Below are 23,995 nucleotides of genomic sequence, written 5' to 3'. Positions count from 1 at the left end.
TTGCGATCCAGTACTATTCATTTTGCCGTGATTATAATTAAATCTCCAATTATATTTTACAAACGGATTTATACAAGTTATTTTACTCCTAATCAATGGCAGATAAAAATAATACAGATTTAAGTCTTAAATGCAGCCCTGGCAGATGGATATATCATTCCAGTATGTCGTATGTCTATTTTCTTGTCCAGCTCGTGTGCATGGCCGGCATCATTTTCGCCGGCGATTTTGTGCCTGACGGGCTTGTCGGCTTCGCTCTTATCACGGCGGCAGCGGCCCTTATGGTCTGGGCACTGCTGTATATGCGTCTGGGAAATCTGCATGTTCTGCCTGAGCTCAAACACAAAAGCGTTTTTGTAACTTCCGGCCCGTACAGGGTTATTCGTCATCCGATGTATGCCGCGTCGATGCTCGCTATGATCGGCTTTTTGATTGATCAACCCTCTCTTTTAAGGGGAGCTCTTTTGGTAATACTGGTTATAGACCTCTATCTGAAAATGCTTTATGAAGAGAGACAGCTTATCCAACGGTTTTCGTCATATCGCGATTACATGAAGAACACAAAACGTTTTATACCGTTTGTTTTCTAAAAATATCGCTGCCGGCAGGGGGAGTTTCTCAACAAAATCTTGATATTCGATGGGCTTTCTATAAAATAGCCGCAAAAATCATGGAATCTAACAGAAAGGATACTTTTGTGAAAAACCGATGGGTAATCCTCGCTGCGGGAATCGTTATACAGATAATTTTGGGCGGCATCTATGCCTGGAGTATATTCGTGCCGCAGCTTATCGACACAAAAGGGCTTACTAAAGCACAGTGCGGCAGTGTTTTCGGGCTTAGTATTGCGGTTTTTACGGTTGCCGCGATTTTCGGCGGCCGGCTCCTCTCGAGCAAAGGCCCGCGGCTGACCGCGCTGACAGGCTCACTGCTTTTTGCCGGCGGATATCTGCTTGCCTCCTTTGCCGGCACATCATATCTTCTTCTGCTGCTTGGAATAAGTATTCTTAGCGGGGCAGGTATAGGATTTGGCTACGTGTGTCCGCTTTCAGTGGGTATGCGGTGGTTTCCAAGACGCAAAGGGCTTATCACCGGGGTTGCGGTTGCCGGTTTCGGCGGCGGAGCTGTGATACTCTCTGAAGCTGCGGAGTACTTTCTTTATTCCGGCATGGATGTGCTGGTCTTTTTCCGCTGGATTGCGATAAACCCCGGGGCATTGCTGGTTCTGGCATCTATGCTGCTGGAATTCCCGCCGGAGGCTAAAATAGCCGACAAAAATGACGCAAGCTACGCCGGCCTGAAGACCCGCCCGTTTGCACTTTGCGTTATTGGTATCTTCGCGGGCACATTTTCCGGCCTGCTGGTGATTGGAAACCTCACTCCAATGGCTGTAGCGGCTGCGTATGACCCGGCGATAGCGGTTTCGGTTTTCGCTCTGGGAAACGCCGCGGGCAGGATAAAATGGGGATTCTGGTTTGATAAATTCCATTACTGGACAATTCCCGTTTCGCTGGCCGGTTTTGCCGGTTTTATGCTGATGTTCCACATGGCGGATGCATACTGGCTGTTTTTGGTATCGGTTTTCGGAATGGGCTTTTGTTTTGGCGCAAATTTTGTGATTTACGCTTCGAGTATTTCCCGCCGTTTCGGGCTCGATTCTTTCCCGCTGCTGTATCCGATATGCTTCCTCGCTTACGGTCTTGCCGGCCTGATTGGCCCGGCGGTCGGCGGATATCTGGCCGACCGCAGCGGCTCATATACCCTCGCTCTGTACCTGAGCATGGCAATACTTGCCGCGGCCGCGGTTGTCACATTCGCAGGGCAGAAACGATTCAGCCAAAGCTGAGACATACCACTGCTTTAGAGAGTGATGCTCTGCTCGTTGAGCTATTCCGTTTGTTTGTAAGTTGTTGAGCGGGTGGATTTAGCAACGGCAGTGAAACCGATTTTCCCCCTTTTTCTCTGGCTTCAGGCCTGATTCGAGCGAAAAAAAACATTAAAAAACCTCAAATTGCCCCCATAGAAAAATGGTAAATCATTTTGCATGTGATATAATATAAGACATTAAACCAAAAGAACTTATATTATATTCTACAAAAGGATTTACCAATGGCTAATATACCACAACCCAGCTTGTTTTGCTACCAAAATGTTGAAAATCTCGGAGATTTAGAGCGGCTCGACCTGTTACTCAAGACGCTCGACGATGAACAACTAATGCAAACACTCGAAAAACGCCGCGGCAATGGACGTGATGACTACCCGATACGGGCCAGTTGGAACTCAATGCTTGCCGGCATCGTATTTGGGCACAACACCATCGAAGCTCTTCGCCGGGAGCTTTCTCGCAACGGTCAGCTCAGGGATATCTGCGGTTTTGATCCTCTCAAAGAGCACCCGGTACCATCATCAAACGCCTATACCAACCTGCTCAAGTCGCTTATGGAGTATCCGGCAGAAGTAGCCGGTATTTTCCAGAATCTTCTGGAGTGTCTTGCCCGGGAACTGCCCGGCTTTGGTCAGCGTATAGCGATTGACAGCAAAGTCATCCAGAGTGCGGCAAACTCCGGTTCAGAAAATAAGCCTGACGGCAGAAGGGATACTGACGGCGGCTGGGCAACAAAAACTTACACAGATAAAAACGGTAAGATTATCAAAAAAACAACGATATTTGGTTACAAGGTTCATCTGGCAGTGGATGCCAATTATGAACTGCCGATAGCACGTATCGTAACGCCGGGTAATGACAATGATATGTTAGAGGCGTACAATCTGGTTGACGCCTGTCCCTCAAAGGCTCTTGAGAAGTGCGAATATCTCTCGGCAGACAAAGGCTATGATTGCGGCGATTTCAAGCTATGGTTATGGAAGGAGCACGATATACGTGCTGTTGTTGATACTCGCAATATGACGCAGTTGGAACATAGCCCGGTTGAAGGCCTTGACAGGATATATTACAACCAGCAGGGTGAGGTGTTCTGCAAGTGCTGCAAGGGGGGAGAACTCAACAAGATGTGCAACAGGGGTTTTGAGAAGGATAGAGACAGTATCAAGTTCGGTTGCCCGGCACACCATCAAGGGCTGACATGCCCCGCATCAGGGAGTTGTCCAATTGGCAAGAGTATCAGGATCGGGTTGGAAAAAGACCCGCGTATCTTTATGGCTTTGCCGCGGGACAGCTATAAATGGAAAGACGAATACAAAAAACGGACTTCTGTCGAGAGGGTCAACAGTCGGCTCGATGTCTCCTTTGGTTTTGAAACTCACTATATTCGAGGCCTTAAAAAAATGCAGATGCGAGTAGACCTGGCACTGATCACGATGTTAGGCACGGCATTGGGGTACGTGAAAACCAAGCAGCCGCACTACATACGCTCACTGGTTAAATCAGAGTCGATCAAAATATCAGCCGCATAACAACGCAAATACAAACCAACAAACTACCTGCCACACTATCGGTGCGCCTAAAATCACACGACCAGAAGAAACACACACCAGGCTCGCCCCGACTGCTCCCCCAAAGCACGCCCGCAAGCCGAGGAAACGCCGATTAATCCGCATTAACCTACTGGGTATCAATAGTATTTTGTGGCAAATTTTCTGAAAAGCCTTACAAACGGAATTGCTCGCTCGTTAAAATTTTTCATAAGCACTTGACAAAAACCGGTATTAAGAGTATCATAAATGTGTATTTGGATTTAAGTTATCCCTGAATATTGAAATTGATTTGTTTCTTTTATTGCGGAAGCAAGAATCAGGAGGATGCCATGGTAAATACACTCTCATTGGCAGCAGCATATTCTGCACTGGCAGTTGCGGTATTTGGTTTCGGCGGATGTTACAACAATTCAGAACCTGAGGTGCGATATTATCACTATGACCACGAGAAAGGCAGAGGATACTTTACAAAAGAGCCGTCCGAGCCGGTGGATATAAGCCTGACTCCTGAACAAAGAGCAAAATTTAAGGAAGTTGACTTTGCTCATGAATATTCTTTGTTTGTCCAAAAGCTGAAACAGAATTTCGGCAGCGTGGAAAAAATAGTTGATTTTTATATAAGAGAGCTAAATAAAGAAGAGTGAATAATTTGACTTTTCCCAAAAGTCTTATATTCCGGTTCTCTATCGCACTTATCGCAGCATGGAAACTGGATAGAACATTGCAAATTCAAGAAGGAATCAATATGCATAAATCGCTGTTTTCTTTTCTACCAGTCGGTATTTTGTTCTTTGTTATCTTAAATACAGGTATTGCTGCGGTGAGCACAGAAAAAGATATTTTGATTAATGATTTTGAAGCAGAAACTTATGGGGACTGGGTTGTTACTGGTGATGCTTTCGGTGACGGGCCTGCCGGCGGCCCGCTGCCGCGTGAGAAGAAAACTTCCTACATTGGTAAAGGATTGGTCAGCAGTAAAGACAAATTAGTTGGTACGCTTACCAGCCCGTTATTTAAGATTGAGCGTAAGTATATAAATTTTCTCATAGGAGGAGGCGGTTTTGCCGGCCAGACCTGTATGAACCTCGAAGTCGGGGGCAAAGTCGTGCGTACTGCTGCGGGCCCTAATGTTACACCTGGCGGCAGTGAGTCACTTTCTCCATCAGGTTGGGACGTGGAGCCGTTTATGGGTAAGACGGCTCGCCTTCGGATTATCGACAGTCTCAGGGGCGGCTGGGGACATATCAATGTTGACCACATTTTTCAGAGCAATGAACTTGCGGAAGGGGCTTTGATGCAGTTAAAACGAGAGATTCTTATTGATGCCGGATACATTCAGCTGCCGATGATGCTTCGTGAAGAAAGAGGCGAGACTTTCACAATTGAAAAAGACGGCAGGATTTTGCGATTCATGGATTTGGAATTTCCTTCACAGGGTGAAAAACCTGATTTCTGGTATTCTTATGATGTGCGTGAATTCATGGGAGAGACGGTTCAGTTCTGTTTCAGATCAAGCAACGCTAAAGTTCTTGATAATCTTGAATTATCCGATAAGCAGATAATAGATGAAAACGCCTATAAGGGCATAAACAGGCCTCGTTTTCATTTCAGCCCGAGAATAGGCTGGATGAATGATATAAACGGCCCTTACTGGCTGGATGGGGTTTTCCATATGTTCTTTCAGCATGACCCTTTATCCGGCGGGCCTCCAACCCGCGGATTTAACAAATACTGGGGCCATGTGGTAAGCAGCGATTTGATGCATTGGCAGGAGCGGCCCATCGCTCTGTTTCCGGATGAGACTGGGAATTGTTATTCCGGAAGCGCACTGCTGTTAAACGAAACAGTCCGGGGCATAAATGATAAAATTGATAAACGGCCTTTCCCTTTACTCTTTTTTACGGGTACTGCGTCGAATCCGAACAGTCAGCATATCGCAATGAGCTGCGATGATGGGAAAACCTGGAACCGCTATTCGAGAAACCCTGTTTTCAAGGATCTTGGCAGCTCAACCCGTGATCCCAAGGTTTTATGGCATGAGCCGTCAAAACACTATGTAATGCTGCTTTACAGTGACGAAACTTCCCATGGGCCCGACGGATTTTATATTTTGCGTTCCAAAAATCTGTTAGATTGGGATATTGTCAGCAATATTCCAGGCTGGTACGAATGTCCTGAATTCTTCCAGTTGGAATCTCCAGCCACAGGTGAAGATGTCTGGGTGCTGTACGGATGTTACCGGGCTGTAGAGCCCAAAATCAACTGTGCTTATCAGCTTGGACACTTTGACGGCATTAACTTTGAGCCGATCTCTGATATTCGAGTGGCTCACCAGGGGCCAAATTTCTATGGAGCGCTGACGTTTGTAAATGATCCCAAAGACAGAATCGTCATGATGGGCTGGTCCAGAAGTAATGGCGAATCATTCGAGGGTGAGCTGTTTAACCAGTGTGCGACCATGCCTTTACGTCTTACCCTGAAAAACGCAGGGGGAATAGAGAGCCTCTGTATGGAGCCGGTAGAGGAGCTAAAAGATCTTCGAGGCAGTCCGCTCATTAAAGCAGAAAATATATCAGCTGCTTCTGCAAACCGGAAGCTGGGTGCTCTTGATAATAGTATTCCCTTAGACGTTGAGGCACGTATTCGTTTGCAGCCGGGTAATTCAGTTGGTGCTGTGATCAATGATTTACTGGATTTCAATTTCGTGCCGTCAACCGGCTGGCTTACTTTGAATAAAAACAATAGACAGGAATGCTCAACTATGATTCATACTGATAATACTTTGACCGTGAGATTTCTCATTGACAGGGGTATTGTTGAGGCATTCTGGAATAATGGTGAAGCGGCTTATGCCGTCAGCGCTCTTTATGACGAGAAGAGCCGGATACTTGAGTTTAAAGGCGATCTTATCATCGATGAGCTGACGGTTTATCCTATGTTAAATATCTGGTATTAGTATTTATGTAGTAAATATATGCGAGGAGACCTTTTATGCGTTCTCAATTAAACCTTTTAAATCGCAGAGATATTTTCAAAGTTCTGGCAGTTGGTGCGGCTTTGGGGCCCTGCGTAACCCCGGGTTTAGCAGTATCGAATACGCAGACTCATGAAAACAATTCGACATCTCTGCCTTCTGTTGATGTGATTGTATGCGGCGGTGGGCCCTCCGGTATTGCCGCCGCAATAATGGCGGCACGCCAAGGCAGAAAAACGCTTCTTGTAGAGCGTTACGGCAGGTTGGGCGGTGCGGCGGTTCAATCGATGGTCGGCCCGCTTATGGGAAAGGTACAAAGCCCCTGGGTTGATAAAATCCTGAAGTATCTTGGTGGCCGACGGGTTGATTATGAGTTCATAGACCTTAAATATGCAGAGCTTCTTGAAGATGCCGGCGCAGGTTTTCTCCTGCACGCTCCGGTTGTTGAGCCGATTTGCGAGAATAACCGGGTTAATGGCATACGAATATTGACCAAGCAGGGTCTGGTTGATCTTAGTGCGAAAGTTACGGTAGATGCTACCGGTGACGGAGATGTCGCTTTTGGTGCCGGGGCAGAATTCGACATTGGCAGAGGAGAGAGCTCATTGTGGGAAGCCGACGGTCTGTGTCAGCCAATGACAATCATGTTCCGTGTCTCCGGAATAAACCACGCTGAGACAATGGAAGCCAACGGCGGCAGGAGAGATTACCGGTTTCCTGACGGCCGATCATGGAATGATCTGACGCAGCAGGCCTGCAGCCGCGGTGAACTGCCCCCGGAAGTAGGCTTTGTGAGGACATATACCGCTCAGCGGAATGAAGACCGGATAATAAATGCCACACAGGTAAATGGGTTGGACGGTACGGATGTGAGTGACCTGACGAAAGCGGAACTTTACTGCAGGCGGCAGACCGAGCCGATAATTAAATTTTTAAAGAAGAAGGCTCCCGGGTTTCAAAATGCTTATGTCTCTGGTATGCCCGCAGTTATAGGCGTTCGGGAAACCAGGCGGATTCGGGGCCTCGAATGTTTGAAGATGAAGGATCTGCTGGAAGGGCGAAAGTGGGACAGTGCCGTCGTTCATGGTGCCTCTTTCCCGATTGATATTCATAACCCCTCCGGTGCCGGACAGGCTATCGGTTATGTTCTTGGAAATGATCCGAAAGTTAAACCTTACGATATACCTTACGGATGTCTCGTTCCGCGAAAGATTGACGGCCTGCTGACAGCCGGGCGGTGCATCAGCGGTACACACGAGGCTATGGCATCCTATCGTGTTCAGGTTATTGCGATGGCTACAGGATTGGCTGCCGGAACTGCCGCTGCTTTGGCGGCAGAGGATAATATTTTGCCGCGTGATGTGGATGTCAGAAAAATCCAGAAGATTGTTTTTTAAATGATGCAGTCTATCACAGAAAGTTTTGCCCTCTTTTGATTTGATTATATAAAACGAAAGGCTCTTAAAGTGAATATGAGAATAAAACTATCCATTTTTATCATCGTCGTAATTTTCTGTTCGACGGTGTCAGCTGATACTAAAAATGATAGACCAGACAGGTGCTTTATGGGTAATAAATATCCGGATCATAGCGTTTACGAGAAACAGGCCGGGATTCTCGGCATGGAGTTTATTTATGAAACGGCGTCTTTTCCGCAGTGCCACGCATCGACGATAGCGGAAACAGAAGACGGCCTTGTCGCCTCGTGGTTCGGGGGCACGCATGAAAAGAATCCTGATGTCGGCATCTGGGTTTCGCGGCTGAGCTCGGCAGGCTGGAGCGAACCGGCTGAAGTCGCTAATGGCGTACAGGATTCTGATAAGCGTTACCCCTGCTGGAATCCGGTTTTATACAAACCTTTAAATGCACCTTTGATGCTTTTTTATAAAGTCGGCCCGACTCCGCGTCAGTGGTGGGGAGTGATGAAGACCTCAACGGATGGCGGAAAGACATGGTCTCCTAAAACTCTTTTGCCCAAAGGATTTGCCGGACCGATCAAGAATAAACCGATACAGCTTGAAGCTGATACGCTGCTGTGCCCATCGAGCACAGAAGATGACGGCTGGAGGGTGCACTTCGAGACGTATGCGTATAAGGCAGATAAATGGGAAAAAACAGGACCAATCAATGACGGCGATAAATTCGCGGCAATTCAGCCGACAATATTGAGGCTTATGGACGAATCTTCTGACGATAAACTGCTTGCTCTCTGCCGGACAAGGCAGGGTGTAATCAGCCGGTCGAAAAGCCGTGACGGCGGTAAAACCTGGAGCCGGATGGAAGCCGCGGGGCTGCCCAACCCGAATGCCGGTTTTGATGCGGTAACATTGAATAACGGCAAACATCTGCTGGTCTATAACCATACCGTAAGAGAAAGAACGGGCGATGTTCCCTGCGGGCGGGAAATGCTCAATGTCTCCGTAAGCGATGACGGCATAAACTGGAGGGCGGCATTGGTGCTTGAAAATACCAGAAACGCTGAATTTTCATACCCCGCGGTAATACAGACGGCGGACGGCCTCATTCATATCACATATACATGGAAACGACAACGAATCAAGCATGTGGTCATTGATTTTGATAAGCTGGATACCAAACCCATCAAAGACGGGAAATGGCCGTTTTAACCTATTCGAATTCCCAGATAAATTAGCGGCGGCTGATTCAGTTTTAATCAACTTGGCGCTTGTAATTGTGATTAAGGGCGTTATAATTTCCAAATTCATTTTATACAAGAGAAATTTTAATTTGAGAGGTACCAAATGCAGGTTGGAATTGTCGGCTTAGGCTATGTTGGCCTGCCGCTTGCACGAGAGTTTGTCGGCGGCGGCGTAGATGTAATCGGTTTTGATATCAACGATGTCAACGTAAAACGTATAAACGCCGGCAAAAGCCCGCTCAAACACATACCCGATGAGCATGTAAGCGAGATGGCCAAATCGAAGCTGTTCAAGGCTACCACCGATATGAAACAGCTGAGCAAACCGGATGCGATACTGATATGCGTCCCTACGCCGCTTACCGAAAACCGTGAGCCTGACATGACTTATGTCGCGACGACCTGCGAGACAATCTCAAAATATCTCCGCAAGGGCCAGCTTGTTGTCCTTGAGAGCACGACATACCCCGGCACGACACGTGAGCTGATGCAGCCAATTCTGGAGAAATCGGGCCTCAAAGCCGGCAAGGATTTCTACATGGCATATTCGCCGGAGCGGGAAGACCCGGGCAATAAGAGTTTCCGCACTGGCACAATCGCCAAGGTTGTCGGCGGGCTGGACAAAAAATCGCTGGATATGGCGATGGAGGTTTACAGGCCGGCGATTGAGCACCTTGTGCCGGTCAGCTCGTGTGATGTGGCAGAGGCGGCGAAAATTGTGGAAAACACCTACCGCTGCATCAATATCGCCATGGTAAATGAGCTCAAAATGCTCTTTGACCGTATGGGCATTGATGTCTGGGAGGTTATCGACGCGGCGAAGACCAAGCCGTTCGGTTTCCAGGCGTTTTACCCGGGCCCCGGTCTCGGCGGGCACTGTATCCCGATCGACCCGTTCTATTTGACCTGGCGGGCAAGGCAGTATGGTATGCCGACCAAGTTCATCGAGCTTGCCGGCGAGATCAATACCGATATGCCCTCGTATGTCGTTGCCAGGACTATGGATGCGCTCAATGAACATAAGAAAAGCCTCAAGGGCTCAAAAGTGCTTTTGCTCGGGCTGGCGTATAAGAAGGATATCGACGATGTCCGTGAATCGCCTTCGATGGAGCTGATTGAGCTGCTGGTTGATAAGGGTGCAAAGGTTGATTATAACGACCCTTATATACCGAAGACGCCGAAGATGAGGATGTATAACCTCGGCATGAAGAGCAAACCGCTCACCGAGAAATCGCTGGCCGGATACGATGCGGTTTTGATCGCAACCGACCACAGTGACTACGATTATAAATGGATCGTGAAAAACGCGAAACTCGTAGTAGATACCAGAAACGCGACAAAAGAAGTGAAAACCGGACGCAAGAAGATATTTAAGGCGTGATTCAGGCATCAGGCATTAGGCAGTAGAATGCCAGGAAATTATACTTTAATCTCCGGCTTCTCTGTTTATCGGGGTTGTAAATTCCGTCTGATATCTATATTATACAATACAAAATGATCGATATTGATAAAATTAAAGATGAGATAGTTGCCAGTTTGTCGCCGCTAAAGCCCGACAGGGTTGTTCTTTTCGGCTCATTTGCCGACGGAACACCTGGCGAAGACAGCGATGTTGATCTGTATGTCGTTACTAATGATGATTTTATGCCTCAGGACTGGTCGCAGAAGAACGAAATTTACCTCAACGTCTCAAGGCGGATACGCTCTCTTCGCAGCCGCGTGCCGGTTGACTTGATTGTCCATACCCGAAAAATGCACGAGAGGTTTATTGAGTTGGGCAGCAGTTTTTCACGCCAGATCACCAGTCAGGGCGAGAGGCTTATATGAGCAAGGCAATAGCATATCAAAGCCGGTTTTATGATAGGAAACAGCCAATAAAAAAAGTCTTGTTATTCTTGTAAATCATGTCTAATAAGTATAATATAGAAAAGTGATCGATATTGATAAAATTAAAGATGAGATAGTTGAATGTCTCCTGCCGCTGGAGCCGGAAAAGGTGATCCTGTTCGGCTCGTACGCCGACGGCACCGCCAACGAGGACAGCGATATTGACCTGTTCCTGATAAAAAAGGACGGCAAAACCGGTTATGATATCGATGCGGCCTATGCCTTGCGGGGTTTGGTTCGCAAATACAAAGTCGGCTTTGATACGTTTTCTGCGACGCAGGGTTTTTTAGATTTGCGTGAGGGCTGCTTCTATGATGAAGATGTCTTAGAGAAAGGCCGGGTGTTGTATGGCTGACAGGACTTTAGCAAAAGAATGGCTGACCAAGGCATGGCATGACCTCACTGCTGCCCGGGTGTTGTTTGACGCGGGGCATTATATGGATGTTATCGGTGCCGAGCTGCAGCAGGCTATAGAAAAAACTCTGAAAGCATACCTTGCTTACGCTTCTAAAAAGATAAAGAAAACACACATTTTAATCGAGATAGCAGAGTATATAAGAGATTATATCGAATTCAGCGATGATGAAATTAGATTGCTGTTAAAGGCGACAAAGTATTATATGGATGAAAAATATCCTATAGGAAACATTGAAATGCCGGACAAGGCGGAGGTTGGTCAGGTGCTGGAATTTGCTGAAAAATTGTTTAAGAAGACGGCAGATAAACTGGAAATTGAAAGTTTTGAGTAAAATCAGGCAATAGGCAACAGGCATCAGACACTGGGAAATAACGGAAAACTGTCTTATAAATGTTGTAAATAATGTCTGACTGGTGTATTATAGAAAATGGTTGATATGCGACAAGATATTATAGGTAAAATATTTAAAATCTAAAGGAAATCAGGGCGCGGGGAATTCGTTAGCAGGTATTTGAACTATTGCCTGTTGCCTATTGCCTAATGCCTGTTTAAATTCATGAAAACATTAGTCACTGGTACAGCAGGGTTTATCGGCTCTTTCGTCGCGCAGCGTCTTATAGAACGCGGCGATGAGGTCGTGGGCCTGGACAATATTAATGACTATTATGATGTTGAGCTCAAGTATGGGCGGCTGGCAAATGCCGGCTTTGAGCAGGCGGATTTTGAGTATGGCGAGCTGGTAAAATCTTATAAATACAGCAATTACAGCTTCGTGAAGATGAATATAGAGGATAAGGACGCGATTGAAGGACTCTTCGCCGAGCAAAGGTTCGACAATGTATGCAGCCTCGCGGCACAGGCCGGCGTGCGGCACAGCCTTGAAAACGCCCAGGCTTATATACGCTCGAATATCACCGGTTTTGCCACGATTATCGAGGCGTGCCGGCATTACAGTATCAAACATCTCGTATATGCCAGCAGCTCGGGTGTTTACGGATTGAACAATAAGCTGCCGTTGAGCACAAGCGACAACGTCGATCACCCCGCAAGCCTCTACGCCGCGAGCAAAAAGAGCAACGAGCTGATGGCGCACTGCTACAGCCACCTGTTCGGATTGCCGACAACGGGTTTGCGTTTTTTTTCGGTGTATGGCCCCTGGGGCAGGCCGGACATGGCATTGTTCATATTTACAAAGAATATACTTGAGGGCAGGCCCATTGATGTGTACAATCACGGCGATATGAAACGAGACTTTACATACATAGACGATATCGTTGAGGGCGTGGTGCGGGTGATCGACAATCCGCCAAAGGGCAACCCCGGCTGGGACCCGATGAGCCCCGACCCGGCCAGCGCAAAAGCGCCGTATAAGGTGTATAATATCGGTAACTCCTCCCCCGTGCAGCTTTTAGACTTTATCGAGGCGATAGAAAACGCCGCCGGCAGAAAGGCGAAGAAAAACATGCTCCCAATCCAGCCCGGCGACGTGCCGGCAACCTGGGCAGACACAACCGACCTCGAGCGTGACCTCGGCTACAAACCGGCCACCCCCATCCAGACCGGCATAGACCGGTTTGTTCAGTGGTATACAAAATTCTATTCGATTAAGAATTAAGAATTTAAGAATTAGGAATTGCAACAGCATTAGACATGATTAACATGATGAGCAAGATTTCAATAATTAAAACTGATCCTGTGTATCTTGTAAATCCTGTCCAATAGATTAAGAATTTAGAATCTAAAAACAGTTAGACATGATTTACAAGATAATGGATTATATCAATGAAACACAGCGTGCTTTATACTATACCTTATTAAAAAACAGACAGATAAAGCTTCAATCGCTGCAGATAAGGCTTAATCTGTATGAGATTTAAGATAGAACACTAAATTTGAAGCCTTAAATGCAATGTACAAGGCGTAGAAAGCGGAAGATACGACTTAATATATAACAGATGAAGTGTCAAATGATATAGTTTAAGCTTTAAACGTGACAGAATACACTTTAAATATTGAATGATAACTTAAGTTTTAGTTGTTAAGTGTCTTATATGTAAGGGTTTATGCTTCGAAGTTTATTTGAGAGAGATTAAAGCTAAAAATGATTTGTGAAATAACTGGATAAATTAAGCAAAACAAGTAAAGTAATAGCTTTGAATTATTGATCAGTTGTTTTGATGTATTCAAGAAAAATTAATAAAAACAGAAAACTAAATATACACATAAAAGTGAGTGAAGATTATATAAATATTTATGGTAAATAATTACTTATAACGATTGAAAGGAAGCATAACTATGGCAAGATTTCCAACGACGGAAGCGGATATTGCAGCATTGGCAGAGGCAATGGAGATTGGACTTACGGATAATACGGTTACATATCCCGCGCCTCCGGTAGATCCGATGCAGTTAAACTTAAAACGGATGGACTATCTGGCCCGTAAGAATCAGCTTATCGCCGCCCAGGCAGCCGCCGAAGCAGCCACTGCCAACAAGGATGAGGCTTTAGAAGAGCTTATTGATTCCATGAAGAGCGACCTGCGGTATGCCGAGAATACTGTCAGCTATGATGATGACAAGCTCAAACTCATCGGCTGGGCGGGCAGAAAGTCGGCATCCGCTCTACAGGTTCCCGGTCAGTCTCGTCTGCTGGAAGCACCCCGTCAAGGTGCTGGTTGGGTATTTCTTGACTGGAAAAAGCCCGCTGACGGAGGTAAGGTCGCTGCATATAAAGTTATGCGTCGCGAACGCGCAGGTGGAACATGGGCAGAGGTAGCAACAGCAATCATCAGTGAAACAACACTGGTAGAACAGCCCACCGGCGTAGAACTTGAATACCGGATCATTGCTGTTAACAAAGCAGGAGACGGCGAGCCGTCTAATACTGTTATGGTGGTTATGTAAAGAAACAGGGTGCGTAGAATTCGTAATATACAAAAAACATACCCTCAGCCGCCGGTTGCAGATTGGCGGCTGAATTTTTCCTGTATCGTGGCTATGGTGAGTCAGAACCACAGACATTTCCCTCAGCTAAATGCCGCCGACCTCCAGCGGGATCTGGGCTACAAACCGGCCACCCCAATCCAGACCGGCGTAAACTGTTTCGTGGAGTGGTATAGAGATTTTTATAGAATTTAGAAATTGATTTTGTTATTTTATTATTCAATAAATATATTATATATCACCAATGAACAGAAATAGAATTACATCATTTTTCAGGTCAACATGGCTGTGGAAAGTCTTTAGCAGAAGTGATTATAAAGATGTTCCTCTTCGGAGGAGGTTCTTTAATTGGATTATCCATAGATGTGTTTATGGTAAAAAATTGCCTTTTAGTTACCACTTTACGTCTTTAATTACACGACATGAAAACTTTAAGTTTGGTAGAGGTGTAGAGTCTTACCTTGCAAATGCTGGAGGTTGTTATATTCAGGCGATAAATGGTGTGGAAATCGGCGATGACACTATCATTGCTCCTGGAATACGAATTATATCAGCTAACCACAATTTAAACGATTATAACAATCATGACAAAGCTCAGCCAATACGAATAGGCAATAGATGTTGGCTCGGAACAAATTGTATCATTCTCCCTGGAGTGGAACTTGCTGACAATGTAATTGTGGCAGCAGGTTCTGTTGTGACAAAATCCTTTTCCTCTAATTGTGTTATCGCTGGTACGCCTGCAAAAGTTATAAAAAAGATTTAGCAAAATGAGTAAAACATTAACCGCTGCAATTCTGACATTAGGTAAAATGATGGCTTTACTTGCTAGCATTGCTATTGCATCTGCTTTATCCAGATTGCTGGATAAAGCAGAATATGGCGCATTTTGTCAAATTCTAATGCTGTTCACCATGTCCAGTATCATAGTTCGCTCGGGTTTACCACAGTCTGTTTACTATTTTCTGCCACGTTTGGATGAACCACAAAAGAGGGGGTTGATTTTGCAATCGGTTATGCTGATGGCAGGTTTTGGTTTTTTAGTGGGCTTGGTATTATACTTAGGTTCTAATTTATTAGGTGTATATAGCGGCAGTGAATTATTGCCGTGTATGCTTCGAAATTATGCGTTATACCCCGTTTTTATTTTACCGATCATGGTTATTGAGAGTGTTTTTATGTCTTTCAATAGGATATATACAGAGTTTTCTTTTAATGTGATTAGTAAAATTATTGTATTTTTTGTCGTTGTTACTCCAATATACTTAGGTTACTCTACGGTAATTGCAATTCGTTGCTGGGTTATCTATGCTGCTTTGCAGTTTTTTGTATTGCTTATTATAGTGAATGGGGTCACTAATACTAAGAAAATAGAACTTACTCGCACTAATTTCATCTCACAATTTAAGTATTCTGTGCCCCTAAGTTTGGCAGCGATTATAGGTGCGTTTGCTGCATATGCAGATAAGTTATCTATAAATATCCTTAATGCCGACCCTGAGTTATTTGCCAGTTATTTTAATGGAGCCTTTGAATTGCCTTTAGTTGGTGTAATCGGTGGGGCAGTGACAATGACGATGTTGCCATCAATGACTGAATACGTTAAAGAAAATCGTATTGATAAATTTCTAAGTCTATGGCACCGTTCACAGATAAAAGTTGCTTTCATTTTATTTCCTATGTGGCTGTTCTTTTTTGTCTTTGCCAAAGAAATCATATTGGTGCTATTTAGCGATAAATATGAGAGCAGTGTTGTTTATTTCCAAATTTTCCTTTGTCTTATCCCGGCGAGGCTGTGTGTCTTTAGCAGGATTACTGTCCCTTTAAATAGGAATTGGATTTATACTGGTGGCCATTTAATTCAGCTTATAGTAGGTTATGTAGCGTGCTTCATCTTAATTAGAAGATTTGGAGGTATTGGTGCAGCTATTGGTATGTTAATCAGTATATATGCTAATGTTTTGTTTTTAGCGTATAATTGTTCTAAATTGTTAAATATACGGTTTTATGAAATATGGCCATTGCGGCTATTTTTGGTTTATTTTATATATGCGGTTATAAGTGGTTGCGCTGGTTGGATTGTGTGTGTTAAGTTCCCTGTTAGTAATATTTATTGGATATTATTGAAATTATTGATTGGATCATTTATTTGTGGCGGGATGTATTTAATTACGACTTGGATCACCGGAGTGTTTAATTGGCGTGAATGGACGGGCGCATTGAATTTCAGATTCAATGGAAGTAGCAATAAAACAAAAGGGTAAAAAATGTCAGATACTGAACGTACAATAGCTTTTTTAACATCAAAGTGGACTAATGTAGATGAAAATATTAGACAAGGAATAACTCCTGGAGGTGTACCTTCCATATCTAAAGCCTGGACAATTTTTAACAAACATGGTTGGAATGTTCATGTATTTATAATGACAGATTTGGAATCTGAATTTCCTGCCCAAACTGTTGAGTTAGAAGGTGTGACTTTTCACTGGTTGGATAATTCTTTGGGTAATATTCGTAGGTTACAAGGTTTAAAGAAACTATTACATTTTTTTAAACTTCTTACTATTTTAAGAAAGATTAAAATGATTAAAACAATAAAAAAAACAGGTATTAAGCCAGATATTATTTATTGTATGAGGGATACTTTTGCTTGGATGGGGCTGCTCTGGTCGGTGTTTGTTAAAGCTAGGTGTGTATTAAGAATGTATGGCACTTTTGTATATGATATATGGTTTGAAAAGAAAAATAATTTATTTGATAGAATTAAGACAATTCCTGAATTGATAACATATAAATTGCCATTTGATCATATAATTATTACTAACGACGGAACCCAAGGCGATAAAGTTGCAGAATGGATGAAAGTAAATAAGAAGATTTTTTGGTTTCCCATTAATGGAGTTGATAAAAACTTATATATTAGGGATTTTGATGCCATTTCATTCAAGGAAAAGATTGGTGTTCCAAAAACTTCACCCATGTTGCTTCTTCTGGGTAGATTGACATATTGGAAACGCCAAGATAGAGTTGTTAAAGCGATGCCCACAATATTGAAGAAGTACCCTGAGGCCAAGCTAGTCATAGTCGGAAAAGGCGAGTTACGTGAAGACCTTGAAATCTTAACTAACGAACTTGGCTTGAGTGAATCTGTCCTATTTTATGGAGCTATATTGCATAAACAGATTAAATATTTTTTTAATGCGTCAGATATATTTATTATGCCTTATGACGTATCGAATTTGTCTAATACGTTGATTGAATCTCTAATAGCAGGTTGTTGTGTTTTAACTCGCGATGTTGGTTCTACAACAGAGGTTGTAAGCGATGGAGAAAATGCTGTAGTTTTATCACCAGGAGAAACTGAAGAGTTTGCGGAAGCAATAATTGATTTGTTGGGTAATCCTGATAAACGAAGAATATTGTCTAAAAACGCATACGAAACAGCTATGGAGCGTTTTTCCACTTGGGATGAAAGAATGGAAGAAGAGTACAATTTGATTAGTAATTTAGTAAATAATTTCGATTAGGAAATATGAAATATGAGTTCTAATAATATTAAGATAATTTGTGTCTGCGGTGCCAGGCCGAATTTCATGAAGATCGCTCCGATTATGCGGGCGTTCAAGGAGTCTGACAGGATCGATGTACTGCTTGTACATACGGGACAGCACTACGATAAGAAGATGAGCGAGCTGTTTTTCGAGCAGCTCAACATCCCCAAGCCCGATGTAAATCTTGGCATTGGTTCGGGCTCACATGCCGTGCAGACCGCCGACGTGATGAAGGCGTTCGAGCCGGTGGTTCTGGGTTACAAACCCGATTATGTCCTTGTTGTGGGCGATGTCAACAGCACGATAGCCTGCGGGCTGGTTGCCGTTAAGCTCGGCGTAAAGCTCGTCCACGTCGAGGCGGGGCTTCGCAGCTTTGACCGGACAATGCCCGAAGAGATAAACCGTATTTTGACTGATAGTATTAGCGATTTGTTGTTCGTTACTGAGCCAGTAGGGCTGGAAAATCTAAGAAATGAGGGAATACCCGAAAATAAGATTAGCTTTGTAGGTAACGTGATGGTTGATACCTTGCTTGCCAACAGAGAAAAAGCGGGCAAATCCAATATTCTCAACGAATTAGGCTTAAACCCCAAAAAATATGCCACAATTACTTTACACCGACCCAGCAATGTTGATGATATGGGTGCTTTAAGCCGAATAGTGTCTGCTTTTGAAGTAATTGAAAAGGATATGAAACTTATTTTTCCCATTCATCCTCGCACCAAAAAAAATATTGCCGGGACAGAAATAGAAAAACAAATGGATCAAATGAATAATTTATTATTAATCGAACCTTTAGGTTACCTTGATTTTCTGAAATTGGTGGATAATTCAATTTTGGTACTTAGTGATTCAGGCGGTATTCAGGTTGAGACAACAATCTTAGGTGTAGCATGTATTACTTTGAGAAATACAACCGAGGTTCCTGTCACCTTGGCTGATGGAACAAACCATTTAGTCGAAGTGAACACTAAAAGTATACTTGAGGCCTATGACAGAATTAAGTCAGCAAATTATGCTGTGCCTTCAAAACGACCTTACCTATGGGATGGTAATTCAGCAAATCGGATGGCTGAGTACATTTGTAAACATCATAATTAAAAAAAGTGAATTAAATATGAAGAATTTTGCGTTAATAGGCGTTGGTGGTTATATTGCGCCACGCCATTTAGAGGCTATTAAAAATACTGGAAACAATCTTGTCGCATCGTTGGATAAAAATGATTCGGTTGGAATTCTTGATTCATTTTTTCCAAAGTCAAGTTTCTTTACAGAGTTTGAGCGTTTTGACAGGTATCTCGAAAAAATAAGGCATAAGAATGGAGAAAAAGTTGATTATGTCTCCATTTGCTCCCCCAATTATTTACACGATGCGCATTGCAGGTTTGCTTTACGAATTGGTGCTGATGCAATCTGCGAGAAACCGTTAGTATTAAACCCTTGGAATGTTGATGCGCTGCAAGAGCTTGAGCGTGAGTATGGAAAAAAAATATACTCTATCTTGCAATTGAGATTACATTCGGCCATAACTTCACTCAAATCTCGTATTGAAACAGATACGCCAGATAAAATATACGATATTGATTTAACATATATAACCTCACGTGGTCCTTGGTACGAAGTGTCATGGAAGGGAGATATAAAAAAATCAGGCGGTGTTACCTGTAATATTGGAATTCATTTTTTTGATATGCTTCTTTGGATTTTCGGCGCAGCCAAGACCAGCATTATTCACAGATATGATACCAAAGGTGCAGCTGGTTATATAGAACTTGAAAGGGCTAGGGTACGCTGGTATCTTTCGTTAGATAAAAACGACCTCCCTCATGCTGCAGTTGAAAAGGGTTTGCCGACTTATAGATCAATAACCATCGAAGGTGAAGAATTGGAATTCTCAGGTGGATTTACTGAGTTACACACAATTAGTTATGAAGGAATTTTATCAGGCAAGGGTTTTGGTTTATCTGATGTTAGGCCTTCTATAGAGCTAGTATCTAATATGAGGACGGCTCCAGTTGAAAAAGGTAAGGGCGAACTTCATCCTTACCTAGAAGGGAGAAAATAGTGATCGGTCAATCAAATTACTATTGCCATGAATCCGCATATGTTGACCAGCCTGTTGAAATTGGTGAAGGAACAAAAATTTGGCATTTTGCTCATGTAATGAAGAATGCTCAAATTGGGCGGAATTGTATTTTAGGGCAAAACGTTTGTGTGAGCTCTGATGTGATAATTGGTGATAATGTAAAAATACAGAATAATGTTGCTATATATACTGGGACAATCATCGAAGATGATGTTTTTCTGGGGCCGTCTTGTGTTTTAACCAATGTCACAAATCCCCGAAGCCAGGTCGTCAGGCGAAATCTCTATGAAAAAACGCTGTTCAGACGGGGTGCCACAGTTGGTGCAAATGCAACGATTGTGTGTGGCATAGAATTAGGTAGATATTGCTTTATTGCTGCCGGTGCAGTTGTAGTAAAGGATATCCCTGATTACGCTTTGATGATTGGGGTGCCCGCAAAGCAAAAAGGATGGATGAGTCGACATGGACACATGCTTAGAAACCCCGATGCTGATGGAATTATGATTTGCCCTGAAAGCGGTTTTCGGTATAGACTCAATGAAAATAACGTAATGAAATGTCTTGATATTGGCGAAGAGGAAGCTTTGCCCGAGGAGAAGTCTGTTGGCAAGATAGCTTACGATGAATATAAGGAATAAAATTATATGAAAGTACCACTATTAGATTTAAAGGCCCAGTTTTCAACTATTAAGAATGAGATACTCTCAGCGATAGAAGATGTATTGGATTCACAACTGTGCATCGGCGGACCTAAAGTTGAAGAACTTGAGAAGGCCGTTGTCGCAGTTAGTGATTGTAAATATGCTGTTGGTGTTTCCAGCGGGACGGATGCTATTCTTAATGTGCTGATGAGTCTCGACATTGGTCAAGATGATGAAGTTATAACCACTCCATTTACTTTTTTTGCCACTGCCGGTTGTATAGCCAGAACAGGAGCAAAGCCTGTATTTGTGGATATCGAACCACAAACATATAATATTGATGTCTCAAAGATTGAGGATGCAATAACCGATAAGACTAAAGCAATCATGCCGGTTCACCTGTTTGGCCAAATGGCTGACATGGATGCAATAATGGGTATTGCCAAGAAATGTAATTTGGAGGTTATTGAGGATGCAGCCCAATCAATAACCAGTGAATACAAAGGTCGGAAGGCCGGCAGTATCGGTACGGCAGGCTGTTTCAGCTTTTTCCCAAGTAAAAATTTAGGTGGAATCGGTGATGGAGGGATGATCGTCACAAACGACGAAGATTTCTATAATCGCTTAATGGTCATGAGGAATCATGGCAGTAATCCAAAGTACTACCACGGTTATGTTGGCGGCAACTTCCGTCTTGACCCCATTCAGGCAGCGGCTTTGCTTGTAAAACTACCACATCTTGACAGTTGGTCACAGGCAAGAAGGGATAATGCGGCCTATTATGATGAGAAATTTGCTGATACTGAAGTGATTACTCCATATCTTTCACCTGATTGTGTGTCAATTTATAATCAATACTGTATTCGAGTCCCCAATAGAGATGACTTACTACGGTACTTGAAAGATAATAATGTTGGCTGTGAAATTTATTATCCGGTGCCAATGCATCTGCAAAAATGCTTTGAATATCTGGGCTATAAAGAAGGCGATATGCCAGAAGCCGAAAAGGCAGCCAAAGAGGTTCTTGCAATTCCCATATACCCTGAGCTGACTCGCGAAATGCAGGAATTTGTTGTAAATTCTCTTCTTGATTTCAAGAGCCGTTGATTTTGATGTTATTATATTTCCAATTAAAATCTATTTTATTTGGATATTGTGATTTTAAGGTATATGTTCTATGATTGAAAATAAACAGTTTGAAATATCGATTATTATTCCGACGTATAATAGACCAAATGCACTGAAGCGAGCAGTTAGAAGTGTTATTAGGCAATGCTATAAAAATTGGCAGCTTATAGTTGTAAACGATGGGGATGATATGGGACTACCCGATTTTTTTCTGGAATTGAATGACGAGAGGGTGGTTTATTCTAAAAACAAACGAACGAAAGGTGGAAATGGAGCTCGGAATACGGGGGCTTTATTGGCAAAATCTGACTACATTGCATTCTTGGATGATGATGATGAATGGCACAAAGAAAAGCTTAGTATTCAAGTTAAGCACCTAGCAGAAATGAAATTAGCAGATTGTTCTATTATTGGTTTTAGTTATGTTTCTAGGGATTTTGATTGCGAAACTAAAGAAGGTAAAATCAAACCCTATAAGTTAAAACGTAAAATAAATTTAAAAAATGTTTTATTAGGCAGAGTTGGTTTGTGTGCTTCGTCAACAATCTTGATAAGAAAATCCTTTTTTGTTAATATTGGCATGTTTGATGAACATCTTCGGCGCCACCAAGATTTAGAGTTTATGTTAAGAGTATTATCAAAGACAGATGTTCATTTTTGTGATAAGAATCTTGTTTTTATCCATGGGCATAACGAACCGTCCTTTGATAAATTAGAGATATACAAGAAACAATATTGGGATTTAGCCCAGTCGTATCTGATGGGATTTGATGAAAAAACGGTCAAACAATTTTATGCTAATGAGTATAGGTCTCTTGCTATTTATGCCGCTCGCGATGGAATTTATTCTAAACTGTGGACTTACTTAAAAGAGGCGGTTAGACGCGATTTTTCTCCGTCTAGAGAGAATTTACGACTTTTTTATTATATTGCCAAATTTTTAGTTATTAATAAATAATAATAATGTTTTTTTTATAGGGTAAAATATGAATTTAGTAACATTAGCTTTCTTATTTGTTTTTCTTCTTCTATGTTTGAAGTGGATTGAAGTCGGTGTTTGTAGTCAATTTCTTAGTTTCTTCATGTTGTCTGGTATTGCTACCTTTTGGGGTTTGCATTCAGGTGTTACCTTGGGGATATGTGTTATTACTATTCTGAGTTTAATTGTATATATATTCATTAATAAAGTGAAAATAAAAATAACAGTTGTTGAGATGTTAATGGTTGTAACGTGGTTGTTGCTTCTTGTTTCCTTGATCTATACCACTTCTCCTCAATATGGCTTTAGAAAAGTTCAGCTGTTTTTAGCGGTTCCGGTAATGTTAGTACTCGTTGGCCGGTTATGTACACAAAGAACGGATATGTTGTCTAGGACTCTTTATTCATTAAGCTGGAGTGCTTTGCTTCTTACTCTGTTTATGATTATTGTTTTTATTGTTTACCGTGACGCCTTTACCGTGGCTGACCGTTTTGGAGCCAGAGAGTCCGGCTTCAATGCCTTGGGGATTGGTTATGTTTTGGCGGTTTCAGTAGTTATGCTGGTGTATTTAATAATAAAGAAGCCGTGGTCTGCAGCAATAGTTACTCCTTTAATTATTGGAGCCGTTGTAGTTATCTTAGCTACAGGTTCAAGAGGACCTTTTTTGGGATTAGTGATTGGAGCTACACTAAGTTTGATGACTCGTAAGTCTATAAAACCAGTTCTGATTTTATGCTTAGTGGCTACCATATTAGCTGGTAGTTTATACACGCTCACACCTGAAACGACACGGGAACGTATTTTGACTCTTTTTGAAAAAGGAGCTTTGGAGGAGTCGGGGCGAAGCAATTTATATATCGCGGGTACTAAACAGTTTTTAGATAGTCCTATGTTAGGTGGTGGTGTTGGATCATTTTCTATGTATAAAGGCGGTGAAGATGAAAGAGCATATCCCCACAATATTATCTTGGAATTTGCTGGTGAAAATGGTATTATCGGTCTTGCGTTGATATGCACTATTTTGATTCTTTCAATTTGTCAAATATTGAAACTTCGTAAAATATCGCCTCACTCACCGCTGTATTGGGAGTCAAAAATAATACAATGGATATTCTATATTGGGATTATAAATGCAATGCTTAGTTTCGATATGACTGATCAGAGGACATTATTCTTTGCTATAGGGATGTTGGCTGGAACAACACGGTGGGCTGTACTTAGAGGTGAATCTGATATAAGTTCGATAGAAGTTGATTGTAGAAACCCAGGTGTATTGCAGGAAAGTTATTAA

23 protein-coding genes are annotated in these 23,995 nt (G+C 42.9%); all 23 read left to right on the top strand.

Going from position 1 to position 23,995, the window contains the following annotated elements; all coding sequences use genetic code 11:
* The first annotated feature begins 164 nt into the window (after positions 1 to 164).
* On the top strand, positions 165 to 590 hold the full coding sequence (locus SMSP2_RS09350; protein ID WP_186804661.1) for a methyltransferase family protein: 426 nt from the start codon (positions 165 to 167) through the stop codon (positions 588 to 590).
* Positions 591 to 670: 80 nt separating this feature from the next.
* Positions 671 to 1,846 carry an MFS transporter gene (locus tag SMSP2_RS09345; RefSeq protein ID WP_146683691.1) on the top strand — a complete coding sequence of 392 codons (1,176 nt, stop codon included), beginning with the start codon at positions 671 to 673 and terminating at the stop codon, positions 1,844 to 1,846.
* 263 nt (positions 1,847 to 2,109) lie between these two features.
* Positions 2,110 to 3,417 (top strand): transposase, encoded by a 1,308-nt coding sequence (locus SMSP2_RS09340; RefSeq protein ID WP_146682385.1) that lies wholly within the window; start codon positions 2,110 to 2,112, stop codon positions 3,415 to 3,417.
* Positions 3,418 to 3,767: 350 nt separating this feature from the next.
* Positions 3,768 to 4,082 carry a hypothetical protein gene (locus SMSP2_RS09335; RefSeq protein WP_146683690.1) on the top strand — a complete coding sequence of 105 codons (315 nt, stop codon included), beginning with the start codon at positions 3,768 to 3,770 and terminating at the stop codon, positions 4,080 to 4,082.
* A 176-nt stretch (positions 4,083 to 4,258) separates the two neighbouring features.
* Positions 4,259 to 6,394: a glycoside hydrolase family 32 protein gene (locus SMSP2_RS09330; RefSeq protein ID WP_186804660.1), complete on the top strand. Its 2,136-nt coding sequence runs from the start codon at positions 4,259 to 4,261 to the stop codon at positions 6,392 to 6,394.
* Positions 6,395 to 6,429: 35 nt separating this feature from the next.
* The gene (locus tag SMSP2_RS09325) at positions 6,430 to 7,809 is read left to right on the top strand and encodes an FAD-dependent oxidoreductase (protein WP_146683688.1); all 1,380 of its coding nucleotides are present in this window, start codon (positions 6,430 to 6,432) and stop codon (positions 7,807 to 7,809) included.
* A 168-nt stretch (positions 7,810 to 7,977) separates the two neighbouring features.
* Positions 7,978 to 9,039, top strand: coding sequence for a sialidase family protein (locus SMSP2_RS09320; RefSeq protein WP_146683687.1), 1,062 nt, complete (start codon positions 7,978 to 7,980; stop codon positions 9,037 to 9,039).
* Positions 9,040 to 9,174: 135 nt separating this feature from the next.
* On the top strand, positions 9,175 to 10,452 hold the full coding sequence (locus SMSP2_RS09315; protein ID WP_146683686.1) for a nucleotide sugar dehydrogenase: 1,278 nt from the start codon (positions 9,175 to 9,177) through the stop codon (positions 10,450 to 10,452).
* A 113-nt stretch (positions 10,453 to 10,565) separates the two neighbouring features.
* A complete protein-coding gene (locus SMSP2_RS09310) occupies positions 10,566 to 10,898 on the top strand; it encodes a nucleotidyltransferase domain-containing protein (protein WP_146683685.1) in 333 nt (110 codons plus the stop codon).
* A 103-nt stretch (positions 10,899 to 11,001) separates the two neighbouring features.
* On the top strand, positions 11,002 to 11,313 hold the full coding sequence (locus SMSP2_RS09305) for a nucleotidyltransferase domain-containing protein (protein ID WP_146683684.1): 312 nt from the start codon (positions 11,002 to 11,004) through the stop codon (positions 11,311 to 11,313).
* The gene (locus SMSP2_RS09300; RefSeq protein WP_146683683.1) at positions 11,306 to 11,707 is read left to right on the top strand and encodes a HEPN domain-containing protein; all 402 of its coding nucleotides are present in this window, start codon (positions 11,306 to 11,308) and stop codon (positions 11,705 to 11,707) included. Before SMSP2_RS09305 ends, SMSP2_RS09300 begins: the two co-directional genes overlap by 8 nt.
* Positions 11,708 to 11,932: 225 nt before the next feature.
* On the top strand, positions 11,933 to 12,991 hold the full coding sequence (locus SMSP2_RS09295) for an NAD-dependent epimerase (RefSeq protein WP_146683682.1): 1,059 nt from the start codon (positions 11,933 to 11,935) through the stop codon (positions 12,989 to 12,991).
* A 680-nt stretch (positions 12,992 to 13,671) separates the two neighbouring features.
* Positions 13,672 to 14,280: a fibronectin type III domain-containing protein gene (locus tag SMSP2_RS09290; RefSeq protein ID WP_146683681.1), complete on the top strand. Its 609-nt coding sequence runs from the start codon at positions 13,672 to 13,674 to the stop codon at positions 14,278 to 14,280.
* 9 nt (positions 14,281 to 14,289) lie between these two features.
* Positions 14,290 to 14,514, top strand: a complete 225-nt coding sequence (locus tag SMSP2_RS09285; RefSeq protein WP_146683680.1) for a hypothetical protein — start codon at positions 14,290 to 14,292, stop codon at positions 14,512 to 14,514.
* Positions 14,515 to 14,563: 49 nt separating this feature from the next.
* A complete protein-coding gene (locus SMSP2_RS09280) occupies positions 14,564 to 15,085 on the top strand; it encodes an acyltransferase (RefSeq protein ID WP_146683679.1) in 522 nt (173 codons plus the stop codon).
* Between the two features lie 4 nt (positions 15,086 to 15,089).
* The gene (locus SMSP2_RS09275) at positions 15,090 to 16,583 is read left to right on the top strand and encodes an oligosaccharide flippase family protein (RefSeq protein ID WP_146683678.1); all 1,494 of its coding nucleotides are present in this window, start codon (positions 15,090 to 15,092) and stop codon (positions 16,581 to 16,583) included.
* A 3-nt stretch (positions 16,584 to 16,586) separates the two neighbouring features.
* Positions 16,587 to 17,846: a glycosyltransferase family 4 protein gene (locus tag SMSP2_RS09270; RefSeq protein ID WP_146683677.1), complete on the top strand. Its 1,260-nt coding sequence runs from the start codon at positions 16,587 to 16,589 to the stop codon at positions 17,844 to 17,846.
* A 12-nt stretch (positions 17,847 to 17,858) separates the two neighbouring features.
* Positions 17,859 to 18,971, top strand: a complete 1,113-nt coding sequence (gene wecB / locus SMSP2_RS09265; RefSeq protein WP_146683676.1) for a non-hydrolyzing UDP-N-acetylglucosamine 2-epimerase — start codon at positions 17,859 to 17,861, stop codon at positions 18,969 to 18,971.
* 16 nt (positions 18,972 to 18,987) lie between these two features.
* Positions 18,988 to 19,935, top strand: coding sequence for a Gfo/Idh/MocA family protein (locus SMSP2_RS09260; RefSeq protein ID WP_146683675.1), 948 nt, complete (start codon positions 18,988 to 18,990; stop codon positions 19,933 to 19,935).
* 2 nt (positions 19,936 to 19,937) lie between these two features.
* The gene (locus SMSP2_RS09255; RefSeq protein ID WP_146684872.1) at positions 19,938 to 20,594 is read left to right on the top strand and encodes an acyltransferase; all 657 of its coding nucleotides are present in this window, start codon (positions 19,938 to 19,940) and stop codon (positions 20,592 to 20,594) included.
* Positions 20,595 to 20,600: 6 nt separating this feature from the next.
* The gene (locus SMSP2_RS09250; protein ID WP_146683674.1) at positions 20,601 to 21,704 is read left to right on the top strand and encodes a DegT/DnrJ/EryC1/StrS family aminotransferase; all 1,104 of its coding nucleotides are present in this window, start codon (positions 20,601 to 20,603) and stop codon (positions 21,702 to 21,704) included.
* Positions 21,705 to 21,774: 70 nt separating this feature from the next.
* Positions 21,775 to 22,683 carry a glycosyltransferase family 2 protein gene (locus SMSP2_RS09245; protein ID WP_146683673.1) on the top strand — a complete coding sequence of 303 codons (909 nt, stop codon included), beginning with the start codon at positions 21,775 to 21,777 and terminating at the stop codon, positions 22,681 to 22,683.
* 28 nt (positions 22,684 to 22,711) lie between these two features.
* Positions 22,712 to 23,995 carry an O-antigen ligase family protein gene (locus SMSP2_RS09240; protein WP_146683672.1) on the top strand — a complete coding sequence of 428 codons (1,284 nt, stop codon included), beginning with the start codon at positions 22,712 to 22,714 and terminating at the stop codon, positions 23,993 to 23,995.

It is taken from the genome of Limihaloglobus sulfuriphilus (assembly GCF_001999965.1).
GTDB classification, from domain to species: Bacteria; Planctomycetota; Phycisphaerae; order Sedimentisphaerales; family Sedimentisphaeraceae; genus Limihaloglobus; species Limihaloglobus sulfuriphilus.
Note: the sequence above shows the minus strand (reverse complement) of the source record. Positions and strands in the feature narration are given on the sequence as shown.